We start from the raw sequence: 24,097 nt of genomic DNA, 5'->3' as shown, positions 1-24,097 counted from the left end.
CGTAATCCCTGCCAGTCCCGGCGCGCCCATTCGTCGTTTAGCCTTGCGGAATGCGAATCATCGAGTCTCCGGGCGCCCGAACGGCGTTCCTGGTGCTCACCCTGTTCACCCTGATGGCCGGGGATGCGTGGCGGTACACCATCGGATGGACGGGCTTCGCGATTCTGGTGGGGCTGCTGGCCGTGGTCTCCGTCGTGCTGCTGGCCGTGCAGCGCGACCGCTGGAAAGTCGGGTTGCTGCCGTACCCCCTCATCGCATTCCTGGTGCTGACCGTGCTTTCGCTGGTGTGGTCGTTTTATCCCGGCCCGACGGCGCTCGGGATCGCGGCGACCTGGTGCACGGTCATCGGGGGCATCGCCGTCGCCGTGACGTTCAGCTGGGCCGAAATCCTGCGCGCCCTCGGGCTGGCGTTGAAATTCGTGCTCGGTCTGTCGCTGCTCTTCGAATTCGTCGTTGCTGCGTTCATCCGTCGCCCCGTGCTGCCACCCGTCGCCGAGCCGGGCATCGACTACGCCAACCTTCCCGACAAGATTCCGCCGATGCTGTACTGGTCGCGCAACGAGCTGTTCCAGGCATTCGATGCGGGAAAGATCCAGGGCATCGTCGGCAATTCGACCCTGCTGTCGTTCGTCGCGCTGCTCGGCCTCATCGTGTTCGGCATCCAGCTGGCCGGCGGTCTGGTTCGCAAGCGCTGGGGGCTTTTCTGGCTGGTTGTCGCTGTCGCCAACCTCGCCTTCAGCCGGTCTGCCACCAACCTCATCGGCCTCGTCGCCGTGATCGCCGTCGTCGCTGCTGTTTTGCTGGTGAGGCGGGCGACATCGCCGCGGGCGGTCGTTACCACCTACGTCGGCCTGAGTCTTCTAGCGGTCGGCGGCCTCGTCGGCGCTCTGGCATTCAGGGCGCCGCTGCTCGGGCTGCTCGGCAAAAGCCCAGACCTCACCAACCGCACCCAGATCTGGAATGACGTGAGCGCACTGGCCCAGCAACGGCCTGTGCTCGGCTGGGGCTGGGTGAGTTACTGGGCACCGTGGGTCGCGCCTTTCGACACGCTCGCCGAGAACAACGGGGTGCGCCAGCTTCACGCGCACAACGCCTGGATCGACGTCTGGTTCCAGCTCGGAATCATCGGGCTGATCGTCTTCGGCGCTCTCGTTCTCTCCACACTGTCGCGTTCCTGGCTGTTCGCCGTTGACCGGCCGCAGTTCTCCCCATCGACGACGGGCAACTTCACGCCTGCCAGCATTCTGCCCCTCTTGCTGCTGGTCGCCCTCATCGTGCAGAGCTTCGCCGAGAGCCGACTTCTGGTCGAGTACGGCCTCTTCACTCTTGCACTGCTCGCCGTGAAGACGCAACGACCCCACTGGGGACCCGGTGATTAGTCCACAGGATCGGCCGCCTCCGCTTGCCGTTTTCCTCTCGGTGGTCGGTTCACCACGATTCGTCACGGCGCTGACGGCCTCCATCATTGGCACAGCGGTGTTGTGTTTCCTGTTGCGCACCGTGATCGGTTGGCCCGGTCTGCTCGCCATCCTGTCGCTCCAAATCGGCCTCGCACTCGCGTCGATGATTGCGAGACGGGGAACCATTGAGTGGCAGGGAATTCTGCCGGTCTCGCTCATTGTCTTCCTCGGATGGGCAGCGCTCTCCGCCGTCTGGAGCAACTACACCTGGGTCACTGTGGGCGGGCTCGCGTACCTGCTCTGCTTCACCGTGCTCGGGATCTACGTTGCCCTGCTTCGGGACACGATCCAGATCGTCCGGTCATTCGGCGATGTGCTCCGCGTCGTTCTCACCGCGTCCCTTGCCATCGAAATCTTCGCGGGCGTGCTCATCGACAGCCCCATCCCATTCCTCGAGATTCTCGGCAAGCTCGATGAGCTGGGACCGATCCAGGGCTTCACGGGCGCCCGCAACCAGCTCGGGATCCTCGCCGTGGTGGCGCTGATTACATTCGGCATCGAGATGCGCACGAAGTCGGTCGCGCGCGGACTCTCCATCGGATCACTCGTGCTCGCTGGCATCCTGCTGGCGCTGACCCAGTCGCCCCTCGCTTCGGGCTCCCTCGTCGTCGTGGCCGCCGCCGCCGCAGCGCTGTACGGACTCAGGCGCGCACAGCCCGATCGGCGCAGGATGCTTCAGCTGGGCATCCTCGTGTTTGCTGTGATCCTCGCGACTCTGGCCTGGATTGCCCGCCTGACGATTGTGCAGGTGTTCAACGGCACCGGCGAGTTGACGTACCGGCTGCGGGTCTGGCGCCGGGCATGGGACCTGATCGCGCTGAACCCACTCGAGGGCTGGGGCTGGATCGGCACCTGGCGAACCGACATTGCGCCTTTCGGGTTCTTCGGTGGGTTGGGATCCCGCACCCCCACGTCGGCGTCCAACGCCTTCATCGACGTCTGGCTGCAGCTGGGGCTCGTCGGGCTTGTTCTGTTTGTCGGGCTGGTGGGACTTGCTTTCGTACGATCCTGGCTGCTGGCATCGCGTCAGCGCAGCGTCGTCTTCGCGTGGCCGGCCCTGGTGCTCGTAGTGCTCGTCACGACTTCGCTCGCCGAAAGCTCGATGCTTGCCGAGTTCGGCTGGCTGACCTTCGTCGCCTGTACGGTGAAAGCCGCCCACCATCTCAGCTGGAGGAAAGCCCTCGCCGGGTAGCGCTAGCGACCTTCCATGATGGTTTTCATCCGTCGCGCGATTACGTCCCAGTCGAACTCTTTCTCGGCGCGAGCGCGGTTGGCCCGGGAAACAGTTGCCCAGCGCTCGGGCACGACCTGTCTCTCGACGGCATCGGCGAAGCCGGGAACGTCGAAAGGAGGGACGAGCTCGCCGTTAGTGTCCGAATCTACGACGTAGGGAATCGACGAAGTGCTGGCAGCGACGATCGGCAGTCCAGCCGCCATAGCCTGTACGAACATCACTCCGAACGTTTCAGACATCGTATGCGCCACGAACACGTGAGCATTGCGGAGCTCATCCGCCAAGCGTTCGTCTGAAACGTAACCGAGGAGTTCCGCGTTCACAATTTTCTCGGTTGAGATCTTCGATTCGAGTGCCGCGCCCTCGCTCCCCTTGCCGAAGACTCGCAGCACAAACCGCCCGGGGTGCCGTCGCTCAAGTTCTGCCGCCACATCGAGAAGCACGTCGACCCGTTTTACGGGGGAAAGTCGCTGGAACGTTACGAGCACGACGGGGGCCTGCGAAACCGGCCCTTCACCAGATCCGACCGTGAAATCGTGGAGGTTCGCGCCATACGGCACCACTTCCACCGACTCTCCTCCTGGCATCTTGTCTAGGTAGTACGGAGAATTCTGTACCGTCTTCGTCGCGACGCGCATGACCGCTCTTAGGTGGCGCCGGTCCCAGGTTCCAAGATCCGCATAAACGTCGGAGCGGCCAACCAACGAGATGACGACAGGAACTCGAAGAAAGAGCTGAATCCAGAGGGCTGCCATGCCATAGGGCGCCGCGAAATGGATGTTCACCGCGTCGAGTCTCTGCTGCCGATGAAGGGCCCTGATCACGCGAAACTCGCGCCATCCAACCAACAGTTTGAACTTTTCCCAACGACCATCGAGGCCCCAAAGTCGGCGTCCCTTGTACCGGAGCACTCGATACGTCCCGATGGATCGGTCATCGTCAGCCACGAAATCATCGCTGTAATCTGCGGACAGTGAGGTCACAATCGTGACGTCGTGGGCGGCGCCGATCCGGTCGTAGATCTCATGGATTCCGATCTCCGCACCACCCACGACGGGAAAGTAGGCGTGAGTCAGAACAGCGAAATGCATCAGAACTCTATGCCTGTCCGCTTACGGACGAGACCCAAGCCCACTGCGCTCTCAACCCATCCTCCAGCGAAACCGTCGGCTTCCATCCGAGTGCCGCAGAGATGGCACTCGTGTCCGCCCCAGTCCGAATCGCATCTCCCATGGTTCGTGGGACATAGGTAACATCGAGATTCCTGGAGGTGATGCGTCGGATGACGTCGAGCACTTCATTCACCGAAGCGGATCCGCCGCCCGCGACGTTGAAAACGCTGCCGGGGTCAACCGTCGAATCGGCCGCCGCTATATTGGCTGCCACCACGTCATCGACGAATGTGAAATCGCGTCGCTGACTACCGTCCCCGAATATCGTGATTGGAGTTCCACGCAGTGCCGCGGTGAGGAATCGAGTGAACGCCATGTCAGGCCGCTGCTCAGGGCCATACACGGTGAAGTACCGCAACGACACTGTACGAAGGGAATATTCGCTGCCGAAGAGTGAGAACAGATGCTCCGCGGCAAGCTTGGTCACCCCGTAGGGGCTGACAGGCGACGGCACCGCTGCCTCTGATGTGGGAAAAGTCTCGGCGTTGCCATAGATAGATGACGACGACGAATAAATCATTCGAGGCGGATTGGGGCTGCGTTGCGCGGCGTTGAGGAGCCGCTGAGTCGCGAGTAAATTCTCGCTGACGTACGTTCCAAACTGCTCGCCCCACGAATCCCTCACCCCGGGTTGGCCAGCACAGTGGAAGACCACATTCACATTTGTGAGCAGGTCATCAAGGTCGGCGGTGTTGAGGTCAGCCTCGCGCACATCGACGCCCTGCGATCGAAGATCAGCCGCTCGCCTGCGTTTGATCTCCGGAGCGTAATAGGCAGAGAAGGAATCGATCCCGATGACGGAATGTCCGCGCGATTGCAGTTCATTGGCAAGCCGCGAGCCAATAAAACCAGCGGCGCCAGTGACGAGCACTCGTGTCATCGGAGCTGAGGAGGCTTGATAGCGCACGAAGACCTCACCGTAATCACACCGGAATCTTTTCGAGAGTTCTCGAAGTCGAGTCGAGCTGCTTGGGGAATTCGGAAATAGGAACCGTCCTGCACAGTTCCCAGCGACGCATGAAGTGTGTACTGGCCTTTTCCAAGTATGAGCTCGGGAAGCTCAAAGGAGACTTCAAACCGGCCTGTGAATGGGGCAGGGTTCACGCCAAGCAGCTTGGTATTGGTTCCGTACACGGTTTGGCCGAGCGGAGTGTCGATACCCATTCCTACGACCCAGTCATGCAGTTCTTGCCCCCGGGAGTCAATAACTATGTCAAAGACAAAAGAGTCGCCGGGACTGGACTTTCCGGTAGCGATCTCGCCCGATGACCGGCGAAGCGCTGCAGACTCGATGGTGGGCCCGGCTATTTCGGCTTTACTCGACGCTTCCTCGGCATCGTCAGCGAACCCTTGCCTCAATAGGCGCAGCGCTTGGTCAGGGGCCCCATCGAAAAGCACCTCCCCGTGATTGAGCAGCGCGGCGCGGGTGCACGTGCTGCCGATCGCATCGGCGGAGTGACTTACGAGCACGATCGTTCTCGCCTCGGCTTGGAAGCTTCGGATCTTGTCCATGCACTTGCGCTGGAATGGTTCATCACCAACGGCAAGAACTTCATCGACCAGAAGAATCTCGGGGTCGACGTGAACAGCCACCGCGAAGGCGAGCCGTACATACATTCCCGACGAGTAGAACTTCACCTGGGTGTCGATGAACTCTTCGATACCCGAAAAATCGACGATGGCGTCGAAATATTTGTCGGTCTGCTTCTTGGACAGGCCGAGGATTCCCGCGTTGAGATACACGTTGTCCCGACCGGAGAGATCGGGGTGGAATCCTGCTCCCAATTCCAGAAGTGCCGCCAACCGACCGCGACTCTGGACGCTTCCGTTTGTCGGCTGGATGATGCCGCCGATCACTTTGAGAAGTGTGCTCTTCCCGGAGCCGTTGGCGCCGATCAGGCCAATGGTCTCTCCGGCCTGAATATCAAGGGAGACGTTGCGGAGTGCCCAAAAGTCTTCACGCCCGTATCCGCGGTTCCGGATGTTGACCATGCGTTCCTTGAGCGACTTCTCCTTGTGAAGAATGAAGCGCTTCGAAACGTCACGAATAGCGATTACGGTAGAATCAGACATGGCGGACTCATACTATGCCACCGCGCCTGAACGGCCGGCTTGGCAGGGGGTTCCACATTCTCGATACCAGCCCGTTTGAATGGCGCGCACGCCCGAGCAGGGGCAGCGCCGGATGCGGAACCGACAGCGAAGCGAGTCATGCGCGTTAAGTCGACCTCCGCGGGCACAACCCCCCGGTCAGGCAACTACCGTCGCGACATCCAATACCTCCGCGCGCTTGCAGTCGGGGTCGTGGTTCTCTACCACTTCTGGCCAAACGTGGTGCCGGCGGGGTTCATCGGGGTCGACGTCTTCTTCGTGATCTCGGGCTTTCTCATCACGTCGCACCTCCTCGACACTCTTGCCACCCGCGGAAGGATCTCGCTGGCAACGTTTTGGGGCAATCGCGTTCGTCGGCTGTTGCCGGCTTCGCTCCTCGTGCTGGGAGTGTCGATCATCCTGGCGGCGATATGGGTGCCGCCGGCTATACGCGAACAGGCGTACCGAGAGATCGGCGCCTCCGCTCTCTACATTCAGAACTGGGTTCTTGCATCAGACTCGATTGACTACCTTGGCGCGTCCAACGAGCCATCGCTGGTGCAGCATTTCTGGTCACTCTCTGTTGAAGAACAGTTCTATGCAGCGTGGCCACTCATCCTGATTGCCGCGATCTTCATCGCGACCCGCTTTGCCCGGAAGGCGATGTCGCCGCGGAACGCCACGATCACGGTGAGTATCGCGCTGGGGATCGTCGCGGTCGCCTCTTTCGCGACCTCGATCGTGATGACGTACACGAATCCCAGCGTCGCGTATTTCGCCACCACCACACGGGCATGGGAGTTCGCGCTCGGAGGACTTCTGTCATCGGTGCCGATCGTTGCGGCCGGGCCTCGTGGCAGATTTCAGCGCAGAACGGCGCGCATCGTCGCCGCCGCCGCCGGGCTGGCTGCCGTTGTCGCGTCAACATTCCTTCTCTCCAGCGAAAGCCCCTTCCCCGGCTGGATCGCCGTCATCCCGGTGATGGGTGCTGTCGTCATCATCTGGGCAGGCATCGGCACGGAAACCACTCCCAGCGATCGACCCAATCTGCTCGAGCAGGTGGGCAATTCCTCGTACTCGATCTACCTGTGGCATTGGCCGCTCTTGATCGTCGCACCGTTCGCGCTGGGTTACGCGCTGTCGTTCTCCAACAAGGTTGTGCTGCTGCTGGTTATCGCCGTTCTCTCGTGGCTCAGCACCACCTTCGTCGAAAACCCCATCAGACGAAATCGCTGGCTGCGTCATCGGGCATGGCGACCTTTCATCGCTGCTGCCGTTGTCACAGCGATGGTGCTCGCTGGCGCTGCCGCTGGCAACCAGGTGCTCACGAACTCCACCAGCCCGGCGTCTCTCTACTCGTCAGAGCAGATCGATGCCGGAATCAGCTGCTTCGGCGCGGCTGCGCTTGACCCGTCCGCGTCGTGCGGATCACCCTTCGACGCAAGCCGCGTTGATACGGCCTTCTCGAGAAACGACCGACTCGCTGACTGCATCGCCGCACCGTCCGCAACTGTCGCACCATGCGAGGGCGGGGAGGTCGAGAACTACACGCACACCCTGGCCTTCGTCGGGGACTCACACGCAGCCTCCATGGGAGAGCTGGTCGAGGCGTCGCTTCCCGACGAGTGGCGGGTCGTGACCTACTTCGCGGTGGGCTGCCCCGGGATTTCACGGCAACCGGTTCAGGCGCCCGGCCAGTCACCCGACAAGGTGAAAGACTGCGCACGCTGGAGCGCTGAGGTGCTCGACGATATCGAATCTCGCGACGACATCGACGCCGTGCTGTTCACGAATTACACAGACAAGTACGCCGACCCGACTCTTGATGACGCAATCAGGTTGAGCACGGCGACAGTGACATCGACCTGGGCAACGCTCGAACAAACAGGAAAAATGATCCTCGCCCTTCGTGACGTTCCGTTGACGTCGGCGGGTGATATTCCGACCTGTCTCGACAGCTCGGCACAGACAGACGATCCATGCAGCACACCAAGGGATGCCGCCATCACAACGCCAAATGTCCTCGCCGAGTCCGCGCAATCCTCCGGAGCCGCGTTCCTGGATCTCACGGACCACTTCTGTGACGCGACGACCTGTCATGCCGTGGTTGGAGATGTCAGCGTGTACTCCGACGACAGTCACGTGACCCGCACCTATGCCCGCACGCTCGTCCCCTATCTGACACCAAAACTCGCCGACGCGCTGGGATAGTCCACGAGGCGATGTGCGGCTCCGATTGCGCCGTAATGGGTTCTGGTAGATTTGGGCAACGTCGATTCGCACACTGTCACCGCCGCCAGGCGCGACGCGTGCAGGCGACTACACACCAGACCGCTCCATGGCGCGAACTGCCATAACGCGAACCCGACAATGAAGTGAGCCATGCGTATTCTGGTGATCTCCGATCTACTGCCCCCACGAATGCTCGGGGGTTTCGAACTGGCCTGCCTGAACCTGTCCCGGGGCCTTCGCGACGCAGGCCACGATGTGCTCATCCTGACCACCCCCACCGACCGGCAACCCGCCGAAGCCGAGTCCGGGGTCGATCGGGCGCTGAATCTGCGCGAGCTTTATGGAGTGGTCGGCTTGCGCGACACCCAGCTCGCCAAGTTCCAGGTTCACGAATCGCGAATCTCCAACCAGACGAACTCACTCATCGTGCTCGATCGGATCGCGAGCTTCCGACCGGACCATGTCGTGATGTTCAACCTTGTGGGAATAGGCGGACTCGGGATCATCGACACAGTGAACCTGACGGGAACACCGTGGACCTTGAACCTAGGCGATAACGTGCCGGGCGAACTGCTGCTGGATGCGCCGCCCGAGGTCGTCAACGTCTACTCGCCAGCTGGCAACGACATCTTCTCTACCGGCCAGTACGCCATCGTCAGCCAGACTCTGGCCGACGAAGTGGTCAGCACAGGCGTCACTCTGGGGCGGCACGAGATCATCCCCCGTGGGGTGTTGTACCCCGACATTGAACGCACCCGACCATATCGAGACGGCGGGCACACACGGTTCGTCGCTGCGGGTGTTCTGTCTCCCCACAAGGGAGTGGACATCATGATCGATGCTGCCGCTGACCTCGTAGACAGCGGAGTCGGCAATTTCAGTCTTGAGCTTTACGGTGGCGGCCTCATCGACCACTACACGGAGATGATCCGGGAGCGTAATCTCGCCGGTCACGTCTTCGTCAAGGGACGAGTCAGCCAGGCGGATCTCTTCGCCGTTCACGCTCGCTCCGACGCCTTCCTCTTTCCCACGTGGGAGAGGGAGCCTGGCGCGTCAGCCCCGTTCGAGGCCGCTTCCGCAGGTTGCGTCCCCATCATGACGGCGAACTGCGGCCCTGCGGAGCGCATGGTTCACGGCATCCACGCACTGAAAATCGAGCGGAACGCTCAGTCGCTCGGTCACGAAATGCGTCGCGTGATCTCTGGCGAGGTCGATCTCGAGCTGATGTTCGACGCTGGTCGGCGCCTGGCGCACGGAGACCTCTCATTCAGCTTGTCTGTAGAACGCCTCAGTAACCTGATCAAATCAGCCGCGCCATCGACGTCAGCCGTTCTCGATTTCGACGAGATCGCCAAGGAAGTAATTCGCAAGGACACGAGCGCCATGGGCGCCCTGTACACGACCTTTTTCAATCCCACCCACGATGAGGATCACCCGGAGGACGCAACCATGGACGAACACCGCGACCCGACCGCACCTGTAAACATCGTCGCCCCCAGTTCCGTGTGGTCAAGAATGACCTCAGCGCCGGTGCGGGTGGCTCGGCGGGTGCTTCGACCCCTCGTTGAAGAGCAGCTCCTGGCGCCGCGCGCCACGCTCGCCGAACAGGCCAGAAGTAACCGGAAGGCTCAGGAGTCGATTGACGCGCGCAATGCTGCACTCGTCGAGAGGGAGCTCGCTGCCGACGCGCGCGAGGGCGAGATCCGCAGTCTCATTGAGGGCATGAAGAAAGACCTGCTTGCGACAAACCTGCGGGTCACCCACATCGAGGAAACCGACAAAGACGCCTGAAGTCCCGCGTCGATGCAGCGAGTGCGAATGTCTAGGCGCTGGCCGCGTAGATCGACAGCACGGCCTCACCGACGTTCGCGTATGAGTAGGTCGCCGCGTACTGAAGTGCTCTCTGATTTGGCCACTCGGGCGACGCCGCCTTCACGGTGCGGGCCAGCTCGTAATAGTTGAAGCTGCTGGTGAGTTCGAGACAGCCGGCGACGGCGTTGAGTTCTGTGAACGTCGCGATGGGGTAGGCGACTGTCGTCATTCCGTTGGCGAGCGCAACGTTGAGGGCGGCCGAACTGACCTGGGAGTAGTACTGGTTGTTGTAGGGGAAAACCGCGATGTTGCATTCCCTGACCAGGGAGTTCAGCTCATCATCGCTGTCGATGTAACCGGTGATGTAAACCCGATCCATCAACCCGAGGTCACGGATCAGGTCAGCGTAGTGATCGAGAGCATCGGCGTCAGGGCTCGCCGGGTTGGTGCCGCCGATAATGGCCAACTTGTAGTTGTCTGGAAGATACGGGAGCGCCTTGATGGCGGCATCTATCCCCTTCAACCTGTGGATGAAGCCCACCGTGCACATGATCACGTCGCCATCGACGGCATCGAGCGCCGTTCGGATAACGCGAGCCGGCGTCACGGAGTTGAGCTCCTGAAGAGGCAGGGTGATTCGCGTAATGCGCTCGGCGGGCACGCCCAGCCCCACCAGCCCATCGCGCGCGACAGCGTTGTGAACGATGATCTGGTCGGCTCGAAGCAACGGATCGATCCGATTGCGCTGGATGAACGCGTTGGACTTGAGCGCTCGTGCGTATTCCAGGAAGGCTCGTGGGCCCAGACCCTGGCGCCGGCGAATGCCGAGGTCCACAGCGCCGGGAGCGGTGTGCACCGTGACGATGACCTTCTTGCCGAGCTTGTGCGCCCCGTCGATTGCCCTGGCGAGTTCGTCTCGCGAGAAGAATCCCCACTCGTGCTGGATGTGGAGGATGTCAACGTCGGCAATCTCCGCCAGCAGTCGGGACATCACGCCGTTGTATTCAGCTTCGCCGAGCCCGCGGATCACGTTGGGCGATACATCGAAAACCCGGTTCTCGACATCTGGGCGGCCGTCCATCGCCGTAACGAATCCCTCCTGGTATTTTCCAATACCGCAGGGCTCGTTGTGGGTGGTGAAGTGGAGGACCTTCATGATGCCCTGACCGAACCAATCAGGTCGGTGAGTTGTGTGACGGTCTCGCTCCACAGCGTCGGCTCGTAGCGGGACGCACGCTCGGCAGCTTCGGCAAGCGCAGCGTCATCGGTCAGCTTGTAAATCGCCGCCAGACATTCCTCGGCCGAGAACGGATCGAAGTAGTCGATAAGGTCACCGGCGATCTCCGTCATGCTGCTGGTCTTGCTGGCCAGAGTCGGCTTGCCCCACGCAAGACTCTCGGCGATCGGAAGACCCCAGCCCTCGTAGATACTCGGGTAGATGGTGAGTCGGCAGTTGCGGTACAGCCAGGCGAGACCAGTGTCATCCGTGCCCTCGAGAACAAAGACCTTGCCGGCGAGAACTGGATCTTCACGAAGAATATGGAGGATGTCGCTTCCGCGCCAGCCCTCTCGACCGACGATGACCAGGGGTGGAAGGTCGAGCCCCCGGCTGGCGGCCAGGCGGTACACGAAGTAGAGCAGCGTGTGGTTCTTGCGCGCCTCGACAGTTCCCACGCAGAGTACGAACCCGCCGTCTCCCACGCGGGCCGGAACGTTCCCGCGGTTCGGCGAGTCTGATCGGTCGACCCCGAAATCATCGCCGAGCCTGAATACCTCGACTCGCCCATGTCGGACCTGCATCCTGTCTGCCCACTCGATGAGGTCGCTCTTGGTGTGCTCGGAAATCGCGAGGACAAGGTCGGCGACCGGGAGCACCTGGGTCAGGTAGCTGATCATCGGCTTCGTCGAATGGCCAGAAACCTGAGGGGTGACGATCGGAAGAAGGTCATAGGAGACCTGTACGACTGCGGAGCCGCGTGCGTCTGCGGCGAGAATAGCGTCGATGTAACCCTGGTCGTCCCACTCCCCCATGAAAGAGACGAAAGTGTCGCCAGCGCCCGCCTCCACCACAACTCGTTCGCTGTAGCGCAATCGCTCCAGTCGTCGCGCCCGGTTCATCAATTGCGTTGACTTCGTGCGCACACCGCGGCGACGCAGGAACCCGCTGATGCGGCCAATGCCCGCGAACCGGAACGCCCTCGCGCGCCGAGCCCCTGAGCCGGACTGCAGGATGTACTGGACGCCTTGTCCATGCAACACTGCGGTGCGGGCCGCGTCGACTTCCTCGAAGCGCTGCATCGGGTGGTCCCACACGACGAAAACAGCATTCTCGTCATCACCGGCCCTGCGAATGTATTCGCTGATCACCCGGGGGATGCCGGTGACACGACCCGGCCACGTGGCGAGGCGAGTGATGTCGACAATCGTGCGGTTTGTCATGGCCCCCAGGTCTCGTTCGTGCCGTCGATACTGCGCTCAGTGATTCCATCCACAGATGTAACTAGGATAGCCGGAGCCGCGAACGGTCAATTTCGCGGGCTAACGGGAAGGTACCGGCGCAGAGTGTCAGTCCACGATCAACCAGATGCGACCTCGCTTGAGGACGTCAACCGTCTCGGCGGCGGGCTCGAGACACTGACGGCACCGCGAGGGCTGTTCACCGGCACAGCGTTCGCCATACGTGGCGTGTGGCAGCGTCGCGAGCTTCTCGGCCTGCTCGTGCGTCGCGAGCTGAGCGCTCGCTACAAAAACAGCTCACTCGGCCTCGTGTGGAGCCTGCTGCGCCCCCTGGCCATGCTGCTCATCTATTACATCGCCGTAGGAAAATTCCTCAGCGCCGAGCGTTCGATTCCAGAGTTCGCGATCTTCATCTTCTGCGGGCTCACAGTCTGGACGCTCTTCTCCGAGATCATCAGCGGCACCACGAGCTCGATCGTGGGTAACGCCGGTTTGATCAAGAAGGTCTATCTGCCCCGCGAGATCTTCCCTCTCGCCGCTGTTGGCTCGGCGCTGTTCAATTTCGCCGTCCAGTTCATGGTGCTTCTCGCTGCGACACTGATCGTGGGAAGCCCTCCGCACCTCGAGGCGATTTGGTACGTTCCGTCTGGCCTCATCCTGATCACCAGCTTTGCCTTCGGAATCGGGCTTCTGCTGTCAGCAGTGAATGTGTACCTCCGCGATGTTCAACACCTCGTCGAGATCATCCTGCTGGTGCTGTTCTGGGCTTCGCCGATCGTCTACTCGTACCAGCTCGTGCATCAAATTCTTCAGGGAAGCTGGATCGAACAGATCTTCCTGTCGAACCCGGTCACCATTGTGGTCCTGATGTTCCAAAGGTCCATGTGGACCGCGGGGAGCGATCAGCTGTTCCCACCTGACCTTGAGATCAGGGCACTCGTTGTTTTCCTCATCAGCCTCGCCCTGATCTGGATCGCCCAGCGCGTCTTCGCACGCCTCGAAGGAAACTTTGCACAGGAACTGTAGCCACCTGACCCCCACGGCCGGTAGCAGCATTCCGAACTATTTCCGCCCCCTTCTCGCGCTTTTTTCTACGCGTCCCGTAATCTCTTAGAAAAGTTGTAACGGGGGCACTGCACATGAACTTGGCTAGATCTACACGGGGATTTATCGCTGCATCGACGGCGATCGTCATTATCGTGTCCGGGTTGGCTCTTGCCGCGCCTGCCGCGGCCAGCACCAGCGCGGCCGCAGCGCAGGACATGCGTGCGGCTCCACCCGCCAGCGAGTTCGATCCCGGATACATCATCAGCGACGCGCTCTTCTTCAATGGCACCGCAATGAACGAAGCCGACGTTCAGTATTTCCTGAACAGCCAGGTCAGCTCGTGCGTTTCGGGATACACCTGCCTGAAGGACTATCGGGGCAACACCGGCAACCAGCCCGTGACTCCCATGTGCAATGGCTACGCGGGGGCGAACGACGAGTCGGCCGCCAGAATCATCGTGAAGGTCGCCCAGTCCTGCGGAATCAGCCCGAAGGTGCTGCTCGTGCTCATGCAGAAGGAGCAATCCCTCGTCACCTCACGGGCGCCATCGCAGTACCAGTACAGCGCCGCAACTGGATTCGGCTGCCCGGACGATTCGCCGTGCGACTCGTCGAAGGCCGGGCTCTTCAACCAGCTCTTCAACGCCGCTTACTACTTCAAGCGCTACACGGGCCCGGCCGGCACCGGCCCCGGTACGGACTACACGACCAATTGGCCCGCTCGATACCCCGTCGGCCAGACCAGCGCGATCCTCTACAACCCTGACTCGTCGTGCGGCACCAAGAACGTTTACATCCGAAATCAGGCGACCCACGCGCTGTACATCTACACCCCGTACACGCCAAATCAGGCTGCCATGAACAATCTTTATGGTCTCGGGGATAGCTGCTCGGCATACGGCAACCGCAACTTCTGGCGAATTTACTACGACTGGTTCGGCAACCCCAGTGGGGGCGACACTGCGTTCGTGAAGGCGCTCTTCGCGGACCTTCTCGGTCGAACACCTCAGCCTGCTGACGTCGCCGTATGGAACTCGGCCCTCATCGCCGGGCGAAGCAAATCGTCGATCGCGACCCAATTCCTGTACACCCGGGAATACCTGACCATCAGGATTCAGGCGTCGTACCAAACCTTCCTCGGTCGCGCGGCCGAGCCGTCGGGACTCGAATACTGGATCTCCATTACCGGCGCTGGAGGTGTCGCGTCGATCGACGACGTTGACCAGTTCTTCCTGAGGTCAGACGAGTACTACGTCAACCTGGGGTCCCGCCCGGATCAATTCGTCGAGAATGTCTTTCAGTACGTACTCAAACGATCCGCCTCCGAGAACGACAAGCTTTATTGGTCTCAGATCACCGAGGAATATGGCCGGGGCGCGGTCGTCCGGTTCGTGTATGCCTCGACTGAGTCGTCATATCTGCGAGCGAACGCGATGTACCAGAAGCTGTTGGGCCGAGACATCGAGGAGAACGGAAAGTTGTACTGGGGTCCGCTGATCTCGTCGCTCGGTGACAACGTCATCAGAGCCGCAATCGTCAACGCCCCTGAATACAGCCTGCGCGCGCGCACACGTTTCCCGGGTGATGACTAGACCGGAACCCGCGCGGGCGCGCAATCTAGCGGGAGTTCAGCCGATCAAGAACCTGCTCTGAATAGCTAGTCCAACTCGTCTTCTCGATGTTTCTGGACTGTTGAATGAGTTCGTCCCGTCGGTCTCCGTCGAGCAGCACGGTACGGATGCTCGCCGCGATCGCATGGGGGTCCCGCGGATCCACCAGGATCGCACCGCGGTCCTCTCCGATGTCACGTTGACTGCCGAAGTTCGCGGTGACCACCGGAGTTCCCATTGCCAACGACTCCGCGACTGGCAGCCCGTACCCCTCATTGACCGAACAGAACACACTGACGGTTGCGATGGCGTAAAGACCTGCGACAGTTGCGTCTGGTGCGTTGCTGACGAGGCGAATGTGGCGGCCCTGCTGCTGCAGTCTCGCGACCAGCTCGGTGAACTCCTCGGAGCGCCACGAGTTTCCTCCGACAAACACGAGCGTGAAGTCGACCCCCTCGCGCCACAATATCTCCGCAGCCCAAAGCACAATCAGGTGGTTCTTGCGAGGCTCGTGCGACCCAACGGAGAGCACCACGGGGCATTCACCCAGAGAGTGGGCTTGCACGAGGGCACCTGGCGTGGCTGGTTCCACATCGATCGGCGTGATCGGAAGGTCCACTCTGTCGATGGCTGGCGCTGAGACCCCAGCGGACGGGAGCATCTGCGACCAGCCCGTGAACTCCGTCTGGGCAGCACCAGAGATCGCAACGACTGCGGAGAATCGCGAGATTCCGGCAAGATAGCGCGAGAATGCCCCGGGCATACCCGGTCCCGCCGTTTCGGCCGTCGTGATGGGGATGCAGTCGAATCCGACGGCGACGCTTCGCTCAGCACCAAACAGCGCGAGTGAAGCGAGGCGTTGCGCCCGGTCCCGGTCGACGGCGATCTCGGGCAGAAGCAACTGGGCGCCGTCCGGCACGACCAGATGACGTTCAGCATCACGGAGCCCAGGGGCTCCGCCGCGGACCGCGGCATCCCCTGTCACCGAGAACAGTTCCCCGGTGTGAGTGTTCCACGACACGAGACGCGGATTGCGCCCAAGCCGAACGCTCGCACCGACCAACTCCCGCGCAACGCGCTGAATTCCGGTGGTGAACTCGCTTTGCGAGGTGTCGGTGACATCCACCACCAGTCCGGATTCCAAGACGACTCTGGCTGGTCTCTGGAATCTGTGGGCGGCGCGAGTGGCCGCGACCAGCGCGTCGAGCGCTGAGACCGAATCGGCCGCGAACTCGGACCGGGTCTCCCGCACCTCGCCCTCGAGTGGGATTCGTCCGCTGAGCACAGCTCGGGCGAGATAGGCGCCACGCTCGCCCGCCGAGTCGATGGCCGCCGCGAGCGTCTTTTTGTTTTGTGCGCCGGCGGCCCCTCCGAGCGACACTGACAGTGTTTCGAGGCGGGCGGCGAGCCACTCAAGACGGATCATGACGGGCTCCCTGGGTTGCTCACCGGCGCTGTGAGGAACGAGGTCCACAACTCCTTCGCATAATCGCTCCAGGTGCGAACGGGCCTGGTCGAGATTTCTTCCCCCAGCCGGGCAATCACGTCGTCATCCTCGAGAAGTTCCCGCATCCCAGATTCGATGGACGCGACCGAACGCGGATCCACCTGCAGGCATCCGCCACCGCGTGCGATTTCGGCGAGGGATCCATAATTGCTGGTCAGCACAGGTGTTCCATGCGAAAGAGACTCGACGACGGGAAGCCCATAGCCCTCGTGCAGGGAGACGAAGACGCAGAACCGGGCGGCCGCGTACAGGTCGAACAGCTCCGCGTCGCCAAGACGGCGGTGGGATTCGACCCGCATGCCTTGCTTGCTCAGCTTCGCCAGTGCCCTGTCGAAGTGGAGCAGGTTCCGGCGAGACCCTCCCCCTACGAAAACCAGCTTGAACAGGTGACCGGCCCGGAAGAGACTGGCGGCCGCCGCCAGGACTGCTTCCTGATTCTTACGCGCTTCATGGGATCCCACACACAGGATGACCGGCACTGCCGACTCCACGACCTCGTGAGATCCCGCAGCAACCCCGAGATCCTCCGCGAGCGGGACCGTTCTGATCTCGGGACCCGGCAGGCCTTGCGCGACAACGGCGTTGCGGAATCCGGAAAATTCGTCCCCCGCCGCACCGCTGATCGCTGAGACCACCGCTGCGTGCTTGACGATGGTCAGATAATTCGCGAACCGCTCTGACTCGATGTCGTCGACGAGGTCAGCGCTCACCAGCGGAATGGCGTCGTAGCCGATCATCGCCACGCGGGATCCTGAACTTTCGGCGAGGCACGCGAGGGCAGCGCAGCGTTCGGGCATGGCCACCTCGGGAAGGATGACCGTCGTGCGCCACGGAACCACGAGCACCTCAGCGCCTGCGACTGCGGCACTGTCCGGCAGAGGCACGTTGCCACGCCCCCATTTCAGAACCCGATGCCGACCCTCGTGGTCGAGCCCCGTGTATCCGGCGTTGTCATCTGACCACCCAACCAACTCGTGGGCCTCATGCTCCCACAGGGGCACGGTGCGTCTGACGACTCGCTGAATTCCAGTGTTGTGATCCGAGGATGACGTGTGCCCGACATCGACCACCGGTCGATCCGCCACGATGGTGAGAGTGCGGTGTGCCGCCGAGCGAACCCCCGGCGCGGCGCCGGCCGTGCGCAGCGCGGCGGCGATCTGTTGATCTGGCTGAGCAAGAAACAGTTCACGGCGAAACTGCGCCAACTGGGTTGCGGTCGGGAACACCGCGCTCAGCGCCACGAAAGCAAGCCAGGCCTCGGGGCCTCGCGAGTTCGACGCGGCCGCACACAGCAGGCGGGCGAGAGCTTCCTCCGTGGTCGCCGCGTCTGTGTCGATATCCATGGCGCGCAGTGCGGTCTGCGCCCGTGATCGAAAGGCGGCCCTGAAGGTCTCGGGGTCACGAGGGCTCATCGGCCAAGCGCCTTTCGAGCCTCGATGAGCAGTATTCGACCCGTCTCGACATAGCCGAGGTCGTCGGCGATCTTTCTGATGGTCCTTATGCGGGAGAGCTGTTTGCCGACGATGCCCTGCACGCCGTTCCCGGTCGCGCTGCGGCGCACGTCCGGCGCGGCGAGCTGGACGAACCAGGAGTCCAAGACGTTCGGTGCCGCCGTGTCAGGTGCCTCAGTTGATGACACGTCCACCTCCAGATTTCATTCCCGGATCTCCATCCTTGCCTCTGAAAGCTGGAGAAAACCCCAGTGTAGGATGAGGCGTCAACTTGGAGTGGAGCAGTAAAGAAAATGAAGCGCGCCCTTATCACCGGTGTCACCGGGCAAGACGGTCTCTACCTGTCAGAACTTCTGCTGTCGAAAGGGTACGAGGTCTTCGGGCTTATCCGTGGCCAGAACAACCCCAAATACGAACTCGTCGAGAAGACGGTTCCGGGCGTAAAGCTCCTCAATGGTGACCTCACCGACTTCTCGAGCCTCATGCGCACCCTGAATGTGGCCCAGCCGGACGAGGTATACAACCTCGGCGCCATCTCCTTCGTCGCGTACTCCTGGGAGAACGCACAGCTCACCTCAGACGTGACGGGCAAGGGCGTTCTCAATATGCTCGAGGCCACGCGCCTCTACGCCGGCGACGACCTCGACAAGGTCAAGTTCTACCAAGCATCCAGCTCTGAGATGTTCGGCAAGGTGCAGCAGGTTCCCCAGAGCGAAGAGACCCTCCTGTGGCCGCGCTCACCGTACGGTGTAGCCAAGGTCTTCGGCCACTACATGACCATCAACTACCGCGAGTCGTACGGCATGCACGCCTCGAGCGGAATCCTGTTCAACCACGAGTCACCACGCCGCGGTCCCGAGTTCGTCACTCGCAAGGTCACCCAGGCCGTCGCCCGTATCTCACTTGGCCTGCAGGAGTCGATCTCCATGGGCAACCTGGACTCGCAGCGCGACTGGGGCTTCGCCGGAGACTACGTCGAGGCAATGTGGCTCATGCTGCAGCAGGAGGTCGCTGACGACTACGTCATCTCAACGAACGAGACGCACTCGATTCGCGAACTTCTCGATGTTGCGTTCAACGAGGTCGGCATCAGCGACTGGGAGCCCCTCGTCAAGCTCGACCCCCGCTTCCTGCGCCCCGCCGAGGTCGACCTTCTCATCGGCGACTCGACCAAGGCGCGCGAGGTTCTCGGCTGGAAGCCGACCGTAGACTTCCCGACCCTCGTCAAGATGATGGTCGAAAACGACCTCGCCGAGCAGAAGTCGATTGCGCGACTCTAAGCGATGACTCGGGCGTTCATCACGGGGATCGCTGGCCAGGACGGCAGTTATCTCGCGGATCGCCTTGCCGACGAGGGCGCTGAGATCCACGGACTGATCAGGGCATGGGACGACGATGCTCGCACACTCGTCGAACGTCATCCCGAAATCACCTTTCACGAGGGAGACCTCGCTGATTCCGCTGGGTTGGCCGGCCTGATCGCCGATCTCGCCCCCGACGAAATCTACAACCTCGCCGGAATCAGCTCGGTAGCGCAGTCGTGGAAGATGCCCGTCGCCACCGGCATCGTCACCGGAGTCGCCGTTGCCGGGATTCTGGATGCCGCACTCGCCCTGCGGGAGAAGACCGGCAGTGAGGTCAGGGTGTTCCAGGCGTCGAGCGCCGAGATCTTCGGAACTCCCGTCGACTCTCCTCAGACCGAATCGACCACCATCGCGCCGGAGTCGCCGTACGGCGCCGCGAAGGCCTACGCCCACACCATGGTGGGTATCTATCGGGCGCGTGGACTCCACGTCTCCAGCTGCATCCTCTACAACCATGAATCTCCCCGACGACCTGAGGCGTTCGTCACCCGAAAGATCACTGCCGCGGCGGCGCGCATCGCGGCGGGCCAGCAGGACTCCCTCGAGCTGGGCAATCTCGACGTCGAGCGCGACTGGGGCTGGGCACCGGACTACGTTGACGCCATCATGCGGGCAACCCGATTCGGGACAGGCGACGACTACATCGTCGCGACCGGCGAGAGTCACAGCGTTCACGAATTCGTGGACGCGGCATTCACAGCGGTGGGCATCGAAGACTGGCAGCCGCTGGTCTCGATCAATCCCGAGTTCGTTCGGCCATCAGAAATCAACAGGATGCTCGGCGACGCGAGCAAGGCTCGATCGGTGCTCGGATGGAACCCGAGCGTGACTTTCACCGAGCTTGTGGCGCGAATGGTCGAGGCAGACGTAGCCGCTCTGGCCTAGGTGGCGCCTGGGGCCTTAGCGTCAAACTTCGGTTGTCGTCGGGGCGACGTCGTTCCTGCGCCTGAACGAGAAGAACTTGTGACCGAAGTAGCTCACCAGTGTTGTCAGGATCACGATGAGTGCCTGCGCGAGCAATACGGGGATGTGGGCGAGTTCGACAAGGATGGGAAGCGCGATGGTGTTGATTGCCAGAGCCACGACGTAAACGCCCTGAAACCTGATGAAGTCGATCAGGATGTTGCCTGATCCGCTCGCCCTGAATGTGAAATGACGGTGGAGCAGAAACGCGATGATCGTCGCGGCACCGTACGCCATGTAGAGAGTCGCAAAATAGCCGATGTGCCGGCCAAGTAGAAGTTGGAAGACGACGAACCAGCCATAGCCCAGCCCGGTGTTGAACCCGCCGACAATGAGGTATCTCACCCTCTGGTCGTTGATGAGTCGCTTGATTAAGCCAACCAGCCCGGTGGGCCTGGTCGCTTCTTCGTGCGGGGCATCAGCCAAGCCTCTACCTCCGTGATCGTGTGGCGCACATAATCCTAGCTACTAGCCCTGCGACCACCTCCCAGCCGCGTGGACTAGCCGTAGGTAGACTCGCTAAGGCATGAAAGCATCACCACGATAAGGACAACTGTGACGAAATTAGCCCAGCACCGGATGGTCAGCCAGTGACCCGCGTGTCAGTGGTCGTCCCCGCTTACAACAATGCCGAATACATCGAGCGCACCATGGACTCGATTCTCGCGCAGACCCACACGGACCTTGAGATCATCGTCGCCGATCACGCGTCGACCGACTCCACCTGGCAATTGCTGCAAAAGTACGCCGCTGACGACAGGGTCACCCTGCTTCAGACTGAGGCTGGCGGCGGCGCCCTGCGCAACTGGAACCGGGTCAGCCAGGAAGCAACCGAGAAATACCTCAAATTGGTGTGCGGCGATGACCTCATCGCGCCGACCCTCATCGAGCGGCAGGTCGCCGCTCTGGACAAGAACCCATCGTCGACCCTGTCGGCGGTGTCGCGCGACATCGTTGATGCGAACGATCGCCCCATTATTAGAAACCGCGGGTTGGGCGGCATGACCGGGCTCGTTTCCGGCGCAACCGCGATCCGAAATACTGTGATCAGTGGCACCAACCTGTTCGGCGAACCCGCCTGTGTGATGCTTCACACCGACGTCCTGAAAAGGGTCGGATGGTGGGATTCGTCGTACCCGTACCTCATCGATGAGGCAACGTACGTGCGCGTCCTGCTCGAGGGAGATCTCGTGGCAATCAACGAGCCCCTCGCCAGCTTCCGCGTGTCAGACAGCCAGTGGAGCGTCAGGCTGGCGCGCAGCCAGGCATCCCAGGCCGCAGGATTCCACACCTGGTTGTTCGCCCAGCATTCGGTGATCTCACGGGCCGACCTTCGGCGCGGTAACCTCGCGGCGCTCGGGATGGCAGCGCTTAGACGAGCCGCCTACATCGTTCTCCGGAGACGAATGAAGGCCAGCGAACGAGCGGCGTCGTGAGGTGGTTGCGTAAGGAGTGGCATCGCGCTGATCGGCTTCTGTACGTTTTGACGTTCGCTGTCACGACATTCGTGACGTTCTGGGCTCTGCAATTGTGGAAAGCCAGGATTGACGTTCCGCTGACCTACTCGGGCGACGCCCTCCCGACGGGCGCGCACTTCAAGACCGTCATCGAAACGGGCTGGTACGAATACCAGCGGCTTCTCGGGGCACCGTTCGGGCAGACGTACAACGACTTCCCCACCGCCGACAATCTGCACTTCATCGCCGCAAAGGTGTTGTCGCTCTTCACCCACGACTGGGCCGTCGCGATGAACGTCTACTTCATCATCGGTTTCCCGCTCGCCGCCGTTGCCGCCCTGTGGCTCTTCAGGCGCCTCGGAATGTCACGCGCCATTGCCCTGGCACTCGGCGTTGTGTTCGCGATCAGCCCCTACCATTTCCTTCGCGGCGAGAGCCATCTGTGGCTGTCGTCGTACTACGTCATTCCCTTCGCGCTTGCGCTTGTCATCTCCGCCATCCGGGGTGAGGCTTTGTGGGCGCTCAGGGCCACCGGCCCGCGCCTTCTTCGGTGGGCGACTCCGAAGAGCCTGGGAACCCTCGCCATCGCCGCCCTCACCGGCACGGCACAGTCGTACTACGCGGTTTTCTTTTTGATCCTGCTGGCTTTCAGCGGACTCGTGAGGCTGGTCGGCTCCGGCCAGTGGAAGCGTTTCTGGGGCGCGGCCGTTGTGGGTGTGGTGACCGCCATGGTCATGCTCATCAACATGGCACCCGACATCATCTACGCACAGATCGCCGGGGATAACCCGGGCGGATTCGAGCGCAACAATGCTGAGGCCGAGATCTTTGCCCTCAAACTGTCGCAGTTGATCCTGCCGTGGCCGAGCCACCGCATCGGTTTCCTCGCCCACATTCGAAACTCGTACGACCAGACGTACCCACTCGGCTCTGAGCAGCCGGCCCTGGGCGCCATCGCTGCCTTCGGGTTTATCGCCCTGTTTCTCATCATCGCCTTCATGGCTTCTGCGTGGGGTTCAGTGCGCGCGCGTTCTATCGCGAGCACCCCCAGGTTCCAGATTCTCGGCCAGCTGGCCGCCCTGACGTTTGTGGCGTTCCTGTTCAGTACGATCGGCGGCCTGTCCACGATCATCTCATTCGTCACAGCGTCGCTTCGCGGGTGGAATCGAATGTCGATTCTCATCGCTCTGATCTGTCTCGCCGCCGTCGGGCTGCTGCTGGATGCCGCCATCACGGCAGCCACCAAGCGCATCCGGTCCATCCCCGTGACGCGAGCGTTAGCCGTCGCCGTCGCGATCGCTGTGGTGGGGGTCGGGTACGTCGACCAGACACCGGCCAGCTATGGAGCGGCGTTCGCCTCGCAACAGGCAGCATTCGACGAGGACCAGGCATGGATCACGTCGGTGGAACGATCAGTCCCCACCGGGTCGTCGATCCTCCAGCTGCCGTACCAACCGTTCCCCGAAACGGTCAGCGTCACCGGCGTGCTCGGATCAAACGCCCTTATCCCCTATCTTCACTCCAAGGATTTGCGCTGGAGTTCGGGCGGCATCAAGGGTCGGCCCCGCGCTGACTACCCAGAAGTGCTCGAGCATCTTTCGCCAGGCGACATAGCCACGCTCGCTGCCGCCAGCGGATTCGCCGGAATTCACATCGATTTGACGGGGCTGCCAGAGGCCGACAGAGCGGACCTGGTAAACGGTCTGACCACGAGCGTGGGCACCCCGAGCGCCAGCAGCAATGGCACCTATGTGTTCTTCAACCTTGAGAAACTGAGGTCATCCCTCGCATCGCAGCACTCAGAGAGTGAGTTGTCTGAGATCGCCGCGGCGGTGACGAATCCGGTGACGATAGCCACAGCGCCCAGCTTCTCACCGCGCGTGAGCGGCTCCGGCACGAAGGAGTATGTCGCAGGAGCTCCGACATCCACGCTGACACTGACGAGCGAGCGAGACGAGCCAACGCCGGTTTCAGTGAACCTGACGTTGCTGAGCCCCGGTTCTGATGGCTTTGTCGTGACGATGAGACTGCCGGACGGCTCGACGCAAGCGGTCAATTTTGTCGACGGAATCGCGCAGGTTTCGTTCTCCGTGGTCGCCCAGTCGGGTCAGACCGCTGTCGGCCTCGATCTGGCAGACGCAGACGGCGCTCCCTCTCCCGGGCTGATCATCGCCCACTACGATTACCTTGAGGACTCGGTCGCGCAGTTCCTGCGGTGACTTCTCAACGTGCAAAGGTCA

At 61.8% G+C, this 24,097-nt stretch carries 19 protein-coding genes; 10 read left to right on the top strand and 9 right to left on the bottom strand.

Annotated elements, in window-relative coordinates; translation table 11 throughout:
• The first annotated feature begins 50 nt into the window (after positions 1-50).
• Both QMG83_RS15000 and QMG83_RS14995 read left to right on the top strand, forming a co-directional pair.
• A complete protein-coding gene (locus QMG83_RS15000) occupies positions 51-1,379 on the top strand; it encodes an O-antigen ligase family protein (RefSeq protein ID WP_283506211.1) in 1,329 nt (442 codons plus the stop codon).
• Positions 1,372-2,652: an O-antigen ligase family protein gene (locus QMG83_RS14995; RefSeq protein WP_283506210.1), complete on the top strand. Its 1,281-nt coding sequence runs from the start codon at positions 1,372-1,374 to the stop codon at positions 2,650-2,652. Before QMG83_RS15000 ends, QMG83_RS14995 begins: the two co-directional genes overlap by 8 nt.
• 2 nt (positions 2,653-2,654) lie before the next feature.
• Here QMG83_RS14995 and QMG83_RS14990 read toward each other — a convergent pair whose 3' ends face one another.
• Genes QMG83_RS14990 through QMG83_RS14980 form a run of 3 tightly spaced genes read right to left on the bottom strand, consistent with a single transcriptional unit; the run spans position 2,655 to position 5,939 of the window.
• Entirely contained in the window at positions 2,655-3,785 is a 1,131-nt protein-coding gene (locus tag QMG83_RS14990) for a glycosyltransferase family 4 protein (protein WP_283506209.1), read from the bottom strand.
• Between the two features lie 7 nt (positions 3,786-3,792).
• The gene (locus tag QMG83_RS14985) at positions 3,793-4,746 is read right to left on the bottom strand and encodes an NAD-dependent epimerase/dehydratase family protein (RefSeq protein ID WP_283506208.1); all 954 of its coding nucleotides are present in this window, start codon (positions 4,744-4,746) and stop codon (positions 3,793-3,795) included.
• Complete coding sequence (locus tag QMG83_RS14980; protein ID WP_283506207.1) at positions 4,743-5,939, bottom strand: ABC transporter ATP-binding protein; 1,197 nt, start codon at positions 5,937-5,939, stop codon at positions 4,743-4,745. The genes QMG83_RS14985 and QMG83_RS14980 overlap by 4 nt, the downstream gene beginning before the upstream one ends.
• 138 nt (positions 5,940-6,077) lie before the next feature.
• Between QMG83_RS14980 and QMG83_RS14975 the strand changes: the two genes are divergently transcribed.
• Together QMG83_RS14975 and QMG83_RS14970 are read left to right on the top strand one after the other, a co-directional pair.
• On the top strand, positions 6,078-8,168 hold the full coding sequence (locus QMG83_RS14975) for an acyltransferase family protein (RefSeq protein ID WP_283506206.1): 2,091 nt from the start codon (positions 6,078-6,080) through the stop codon (positions 8,166-8,168).
• Positions 8,169-8,339: 171 nt separating this feature from the next.
• Positions 8,340-9,980 carry a glycosyltransferase family 4 protein gene (locus QMG83_RS14970; protein ID WP_283506205.1) on the top strand — a complete coding sequence of 547 codons (1,641 nt, stop codon included), beginning with the start codon at positions 8,340-8,342 and terminating at the stop codon, positions 9,978-9,980.
• Between the two features lie 31 nt (positions 9,981-10,011).
• On the opposite strand, the gene QMG83_RS14965 is transcribed toward QMG83_RS14970, so the two are convergent.
• Both QMG83_RS14965 and QMG83_RS14960 read right to left on the bottom strand, forming a co-directional pair.
• A complete protein-coding gene (locus QMG83_RS14965; RefSeq protein WP_283506204.1) occupies positions 10,012-11,157 on the bottom strand; it encodes a glycosyltransferase in 1,146 nt (381 codons plus the stop codon).
• Positions 11,154-12,440, bottom strand: coding sequence for a glycosyltransferase family 4 protein (locus QMG83_RS14960; RefSeq protein ID WP_283506203.1), 1,287 nt, complete (start codon positions 12,438-12,440; stop codon positions 11,154-11,156). The genes QMG83_RS14965 and QMG83_RS14960 overlap by 4 nt, the downstream gene beginning before the upstream one ends.
• A 123-nt stretch (positions 12,441-12,563) precedes the next feature.
• On the opposite strand from QMG83_RS14960, the gene QMG83_RS14955 reads away from it, so the two are divergent.
• Together QMG83_RS14955 and QMG83_RS14950 are read left to right on the top strand one after the other, a co-directional pair.
• Positions 12,564-13,484 (top strand): ABC transporter permease, encoded by a 921-nt coding sequence (locus QMG83_RS14955; protein ID WP_283506202.1) that lies wholly within the window; start codon positions 12,564-12,566, stop codon positions 13,482-13,484.
• 113 nt (positions 13,485-13,597) lie between these two features.
• A complete protein-coding gene (locus QMG83_RS14950) occupies positions 13,598-15,097 on the top strand; it encodes a LasA N-terminal domain-containing protein (protein ID WP_283506201.1) in 1,500 nt (499 codons plus the stop codon).
• Between the two features lie 25 nt (positions 15,098-15,122).
• Here the strand turns inward: QMG83_RS14950 and QMG83_RS14945 are convergent, their stop codons facing one another.
• The 3 genes from QMG83_RS14945 to QMG83_RS14935 are packed head-to-tail and all read right to left on the bottom strand — an operon-like array spanning position 15,123 to position 18,261.
• A complete protein-coding gene (locus QMG83_RS14945) occupies positions 15,123-16,541 on the bottom strand; it encodes a glycosyltransferase (protein ID WP_283506200.1) in 1,419 nt (472 codons plus the stop codon).
• Complete coding sequence (locus QMG83_RS14940; protein ID WP_283506199.1) at positions 16,538-18,034, bottom strand: glycosyltransferase; 1,497 nt, start codon at positions 18,032-18,034, stop codon at positions 16,538-16,540. Before QMG83_RS14940 ends, QMG83_RS14945 begins: the two co-directional genes overlap by 4 nt.
• Positions 18,031-18,261, bottom strand: coding sequence for a hypothetical protein (locus tag QMG83_RS14935; protein ID WP_283506198.1), 231 nt, complete (start codon positions 18,259-18,261; stop codon positions 18,031-18,033). The genes QMG83_RS14940 and QMG83_RS14935 overlap by 4 nt, the downstream gene beginning before the upstream one ends.
• 105 nt (positions 18,262-18,366) lie before the next feature.
• On the opposite strand from QMG83_RS14935, the gene QMG83_RS14930 reads away from it, so the two are divergent.
• Entirely contained in the window at positions 18,367-19,353 is a 987-nt protein-coding gene (locus QMG83_RS14930) for a GDP-mannose 4,6-dehydratase (RefSeq protein ID WP_283506197.1), read from the top strand.
• A gap of 3 nt (positions 19,354-19,356) precedes the next feature.
• Entirely contained in the window at positions 19,357-20,322 is a 966-nt protein-coding gene (locus QMG83_RS14925) for a GDP-mannose 4,6-dehydratase (RefSeq protein ID WP_283506196.1), read from the top strand.
• 21 nt (positions 20,323-20,343) lie between these two features.
• Here QMG83_RS14925 and QMG83_RS14920 read toward each other — a convergent pair whose 3' ends face one another.
• Complete coding sequence (locus QMG83_RS14920) at positions 20,344-20,826, bottom strand: GtrA family protein (protein ID WP_283506195.1); 483 nt, start codon at positions 20,824-20,826, stop codon at positions 20,344-20,346.
• Positions 20,827-20,990: 164 nt separating this feature from the next.
• On the opposite strand from QMG83_RS14920, the gene QMG83_RS14915 reads away from it, so the two are divergent.
• Together QMG83_RS14915 and QMG83_RS14910 are read left to right on the top strand one after the other, a co-directional pair.
• The gene (locus QMG83_RS14915) at positions 20,991-21,836 is read left to right on the top strand and encodes a glycosyltransferase family 2 protein (protein ID WP_283506194.1); all 846 of its coding nucleotides are present in this window, start codon (positions 20,991-20,993) and stop codon (positions 21,834-21,836) included.
• Positions 21,833-24,076, top strand: coding sequence for a glycosyltransferase family protein (locus QMG83_RS14910; RefSeq protein ID WP_283506193.1), 2,244 nt, complete (start codon positions 21,833-21,835; stop codon positions 24,074-24,076). The genes QMG83_RS14915 and QMG83_RS14910 overlap by 4 nt, the downstream gene beginning before the upstream one ends.
• Positions 24,077-24,097 lie beyond the last annotated feature (21 nt).

This window comes from Salinibacterium sp. G-O1 (genome assembly GCF_030063305.1).
GTDB lineage: Bacteria > Actinomycetota > Actinomycetes > Actinomycetales > Microbacteriaceae > Rhodoglobus.
Note: the sequence above shows the minus strand (reverse complement) of the source record. Positions and strands in the feature narration are given on the sequence as shown.

Excerpts from the sequence above, each read along its gene's own strand:
- QMG83_RS15000 (WP_283506211.1), top strand. The coding sequence starts at position 51 with ATGCGAATCATCGAGTCTCCGGGCGCCCGAACGGCGTTCCTGGTGCTC.
- QMG83_RS14990 (WP_283506209.1), bottom strand. The coding sequence starts at position 3,785 with ATGCATTTCGCTGTTCTGACTCACGCCTACTTTCCCGTCGTGGGTGGT.
- QMG83_RS14985 (WP_283506208.1), bottom strand. The coding sequence starts at position 4,746 with ATGACACGAGTGCTCGTCACTGGCGCCGCTGGTTTTATTGGCTCGCGG.
- QMG83_RS14980 (WP_283506207.1), bottom strand. The coding sequence starts at position 5,939 with ATGTCTGATTCTACCGTAATCGCTATTCGTGACGTTTCGAAGCGCTTC.
- QMG83_RS14975 (WP_283506206.1), top strand. The coding sequence starts at position 6,078 with ATGCGCGTTAAGTCGACCTCCGCGGGCACAACCCCCCGGTCAGGCAAC.
- QMG83_RS14970 (WP_283506205.1), top strand. The coding sequence starts at position 8,340 with ATGCGTATTCTGGTGATCTCCGATCTACTGCCCCCACGAATGCTCGGG.
- QMG83_RS14965 (WP_283506204.1), bottom strand. The coding sequence starts at position 11,157 with ATGAAGGTCCTCCACTTCACCACCCACAACGAGCCCTGCGGTATTGGA.
- QMG83_RS14960 (WP_283506203.1), bottom strand. The coding sequence starts at position 12,440 with ATGACAAACCGCACGATTGTCGACATCACTCGCCTCGCCACGTGGCCG.
- QMG83_RS14950 (WP_283506201.1), top strand. The coding sequence starts at position 13,598 with ATGAACTTGGCTAGATCTACACGGGGATTTATCGCTGCATCGACGGCG.
- QMG83_RS14945 (WP_283506200.1), bottom strand. The coding sequence starts at position 16,541 with ATGATCCGTCTTGAGTGGCTCGCCGCCCGCCTCGAAACACTGTCAGTG.
- QMG83_RS14940 (WP_283506199.1), bottom strand. The coding sequence starts at position 18,034 with ATGAGCCCTCGTGACCCCGAGACCTTCAGGGCCGCCTTTCGATCACGG.
- QMG83_RS14930 (WP_283506197.1), top strand. The coding sequence starts at position 18,367 with ATGAAGCGCGCCCTTATCACCGGTGTCACCGGGCAAGACGGTCTCTAC.
- QMG83_RS14925 (WP_283506196.1), top strand. The coding sequence starts at position 19,357 with ATGACTCGGGCGTTCATCACGGGGATCGCTGGCCAGGACGGCAGTTAT.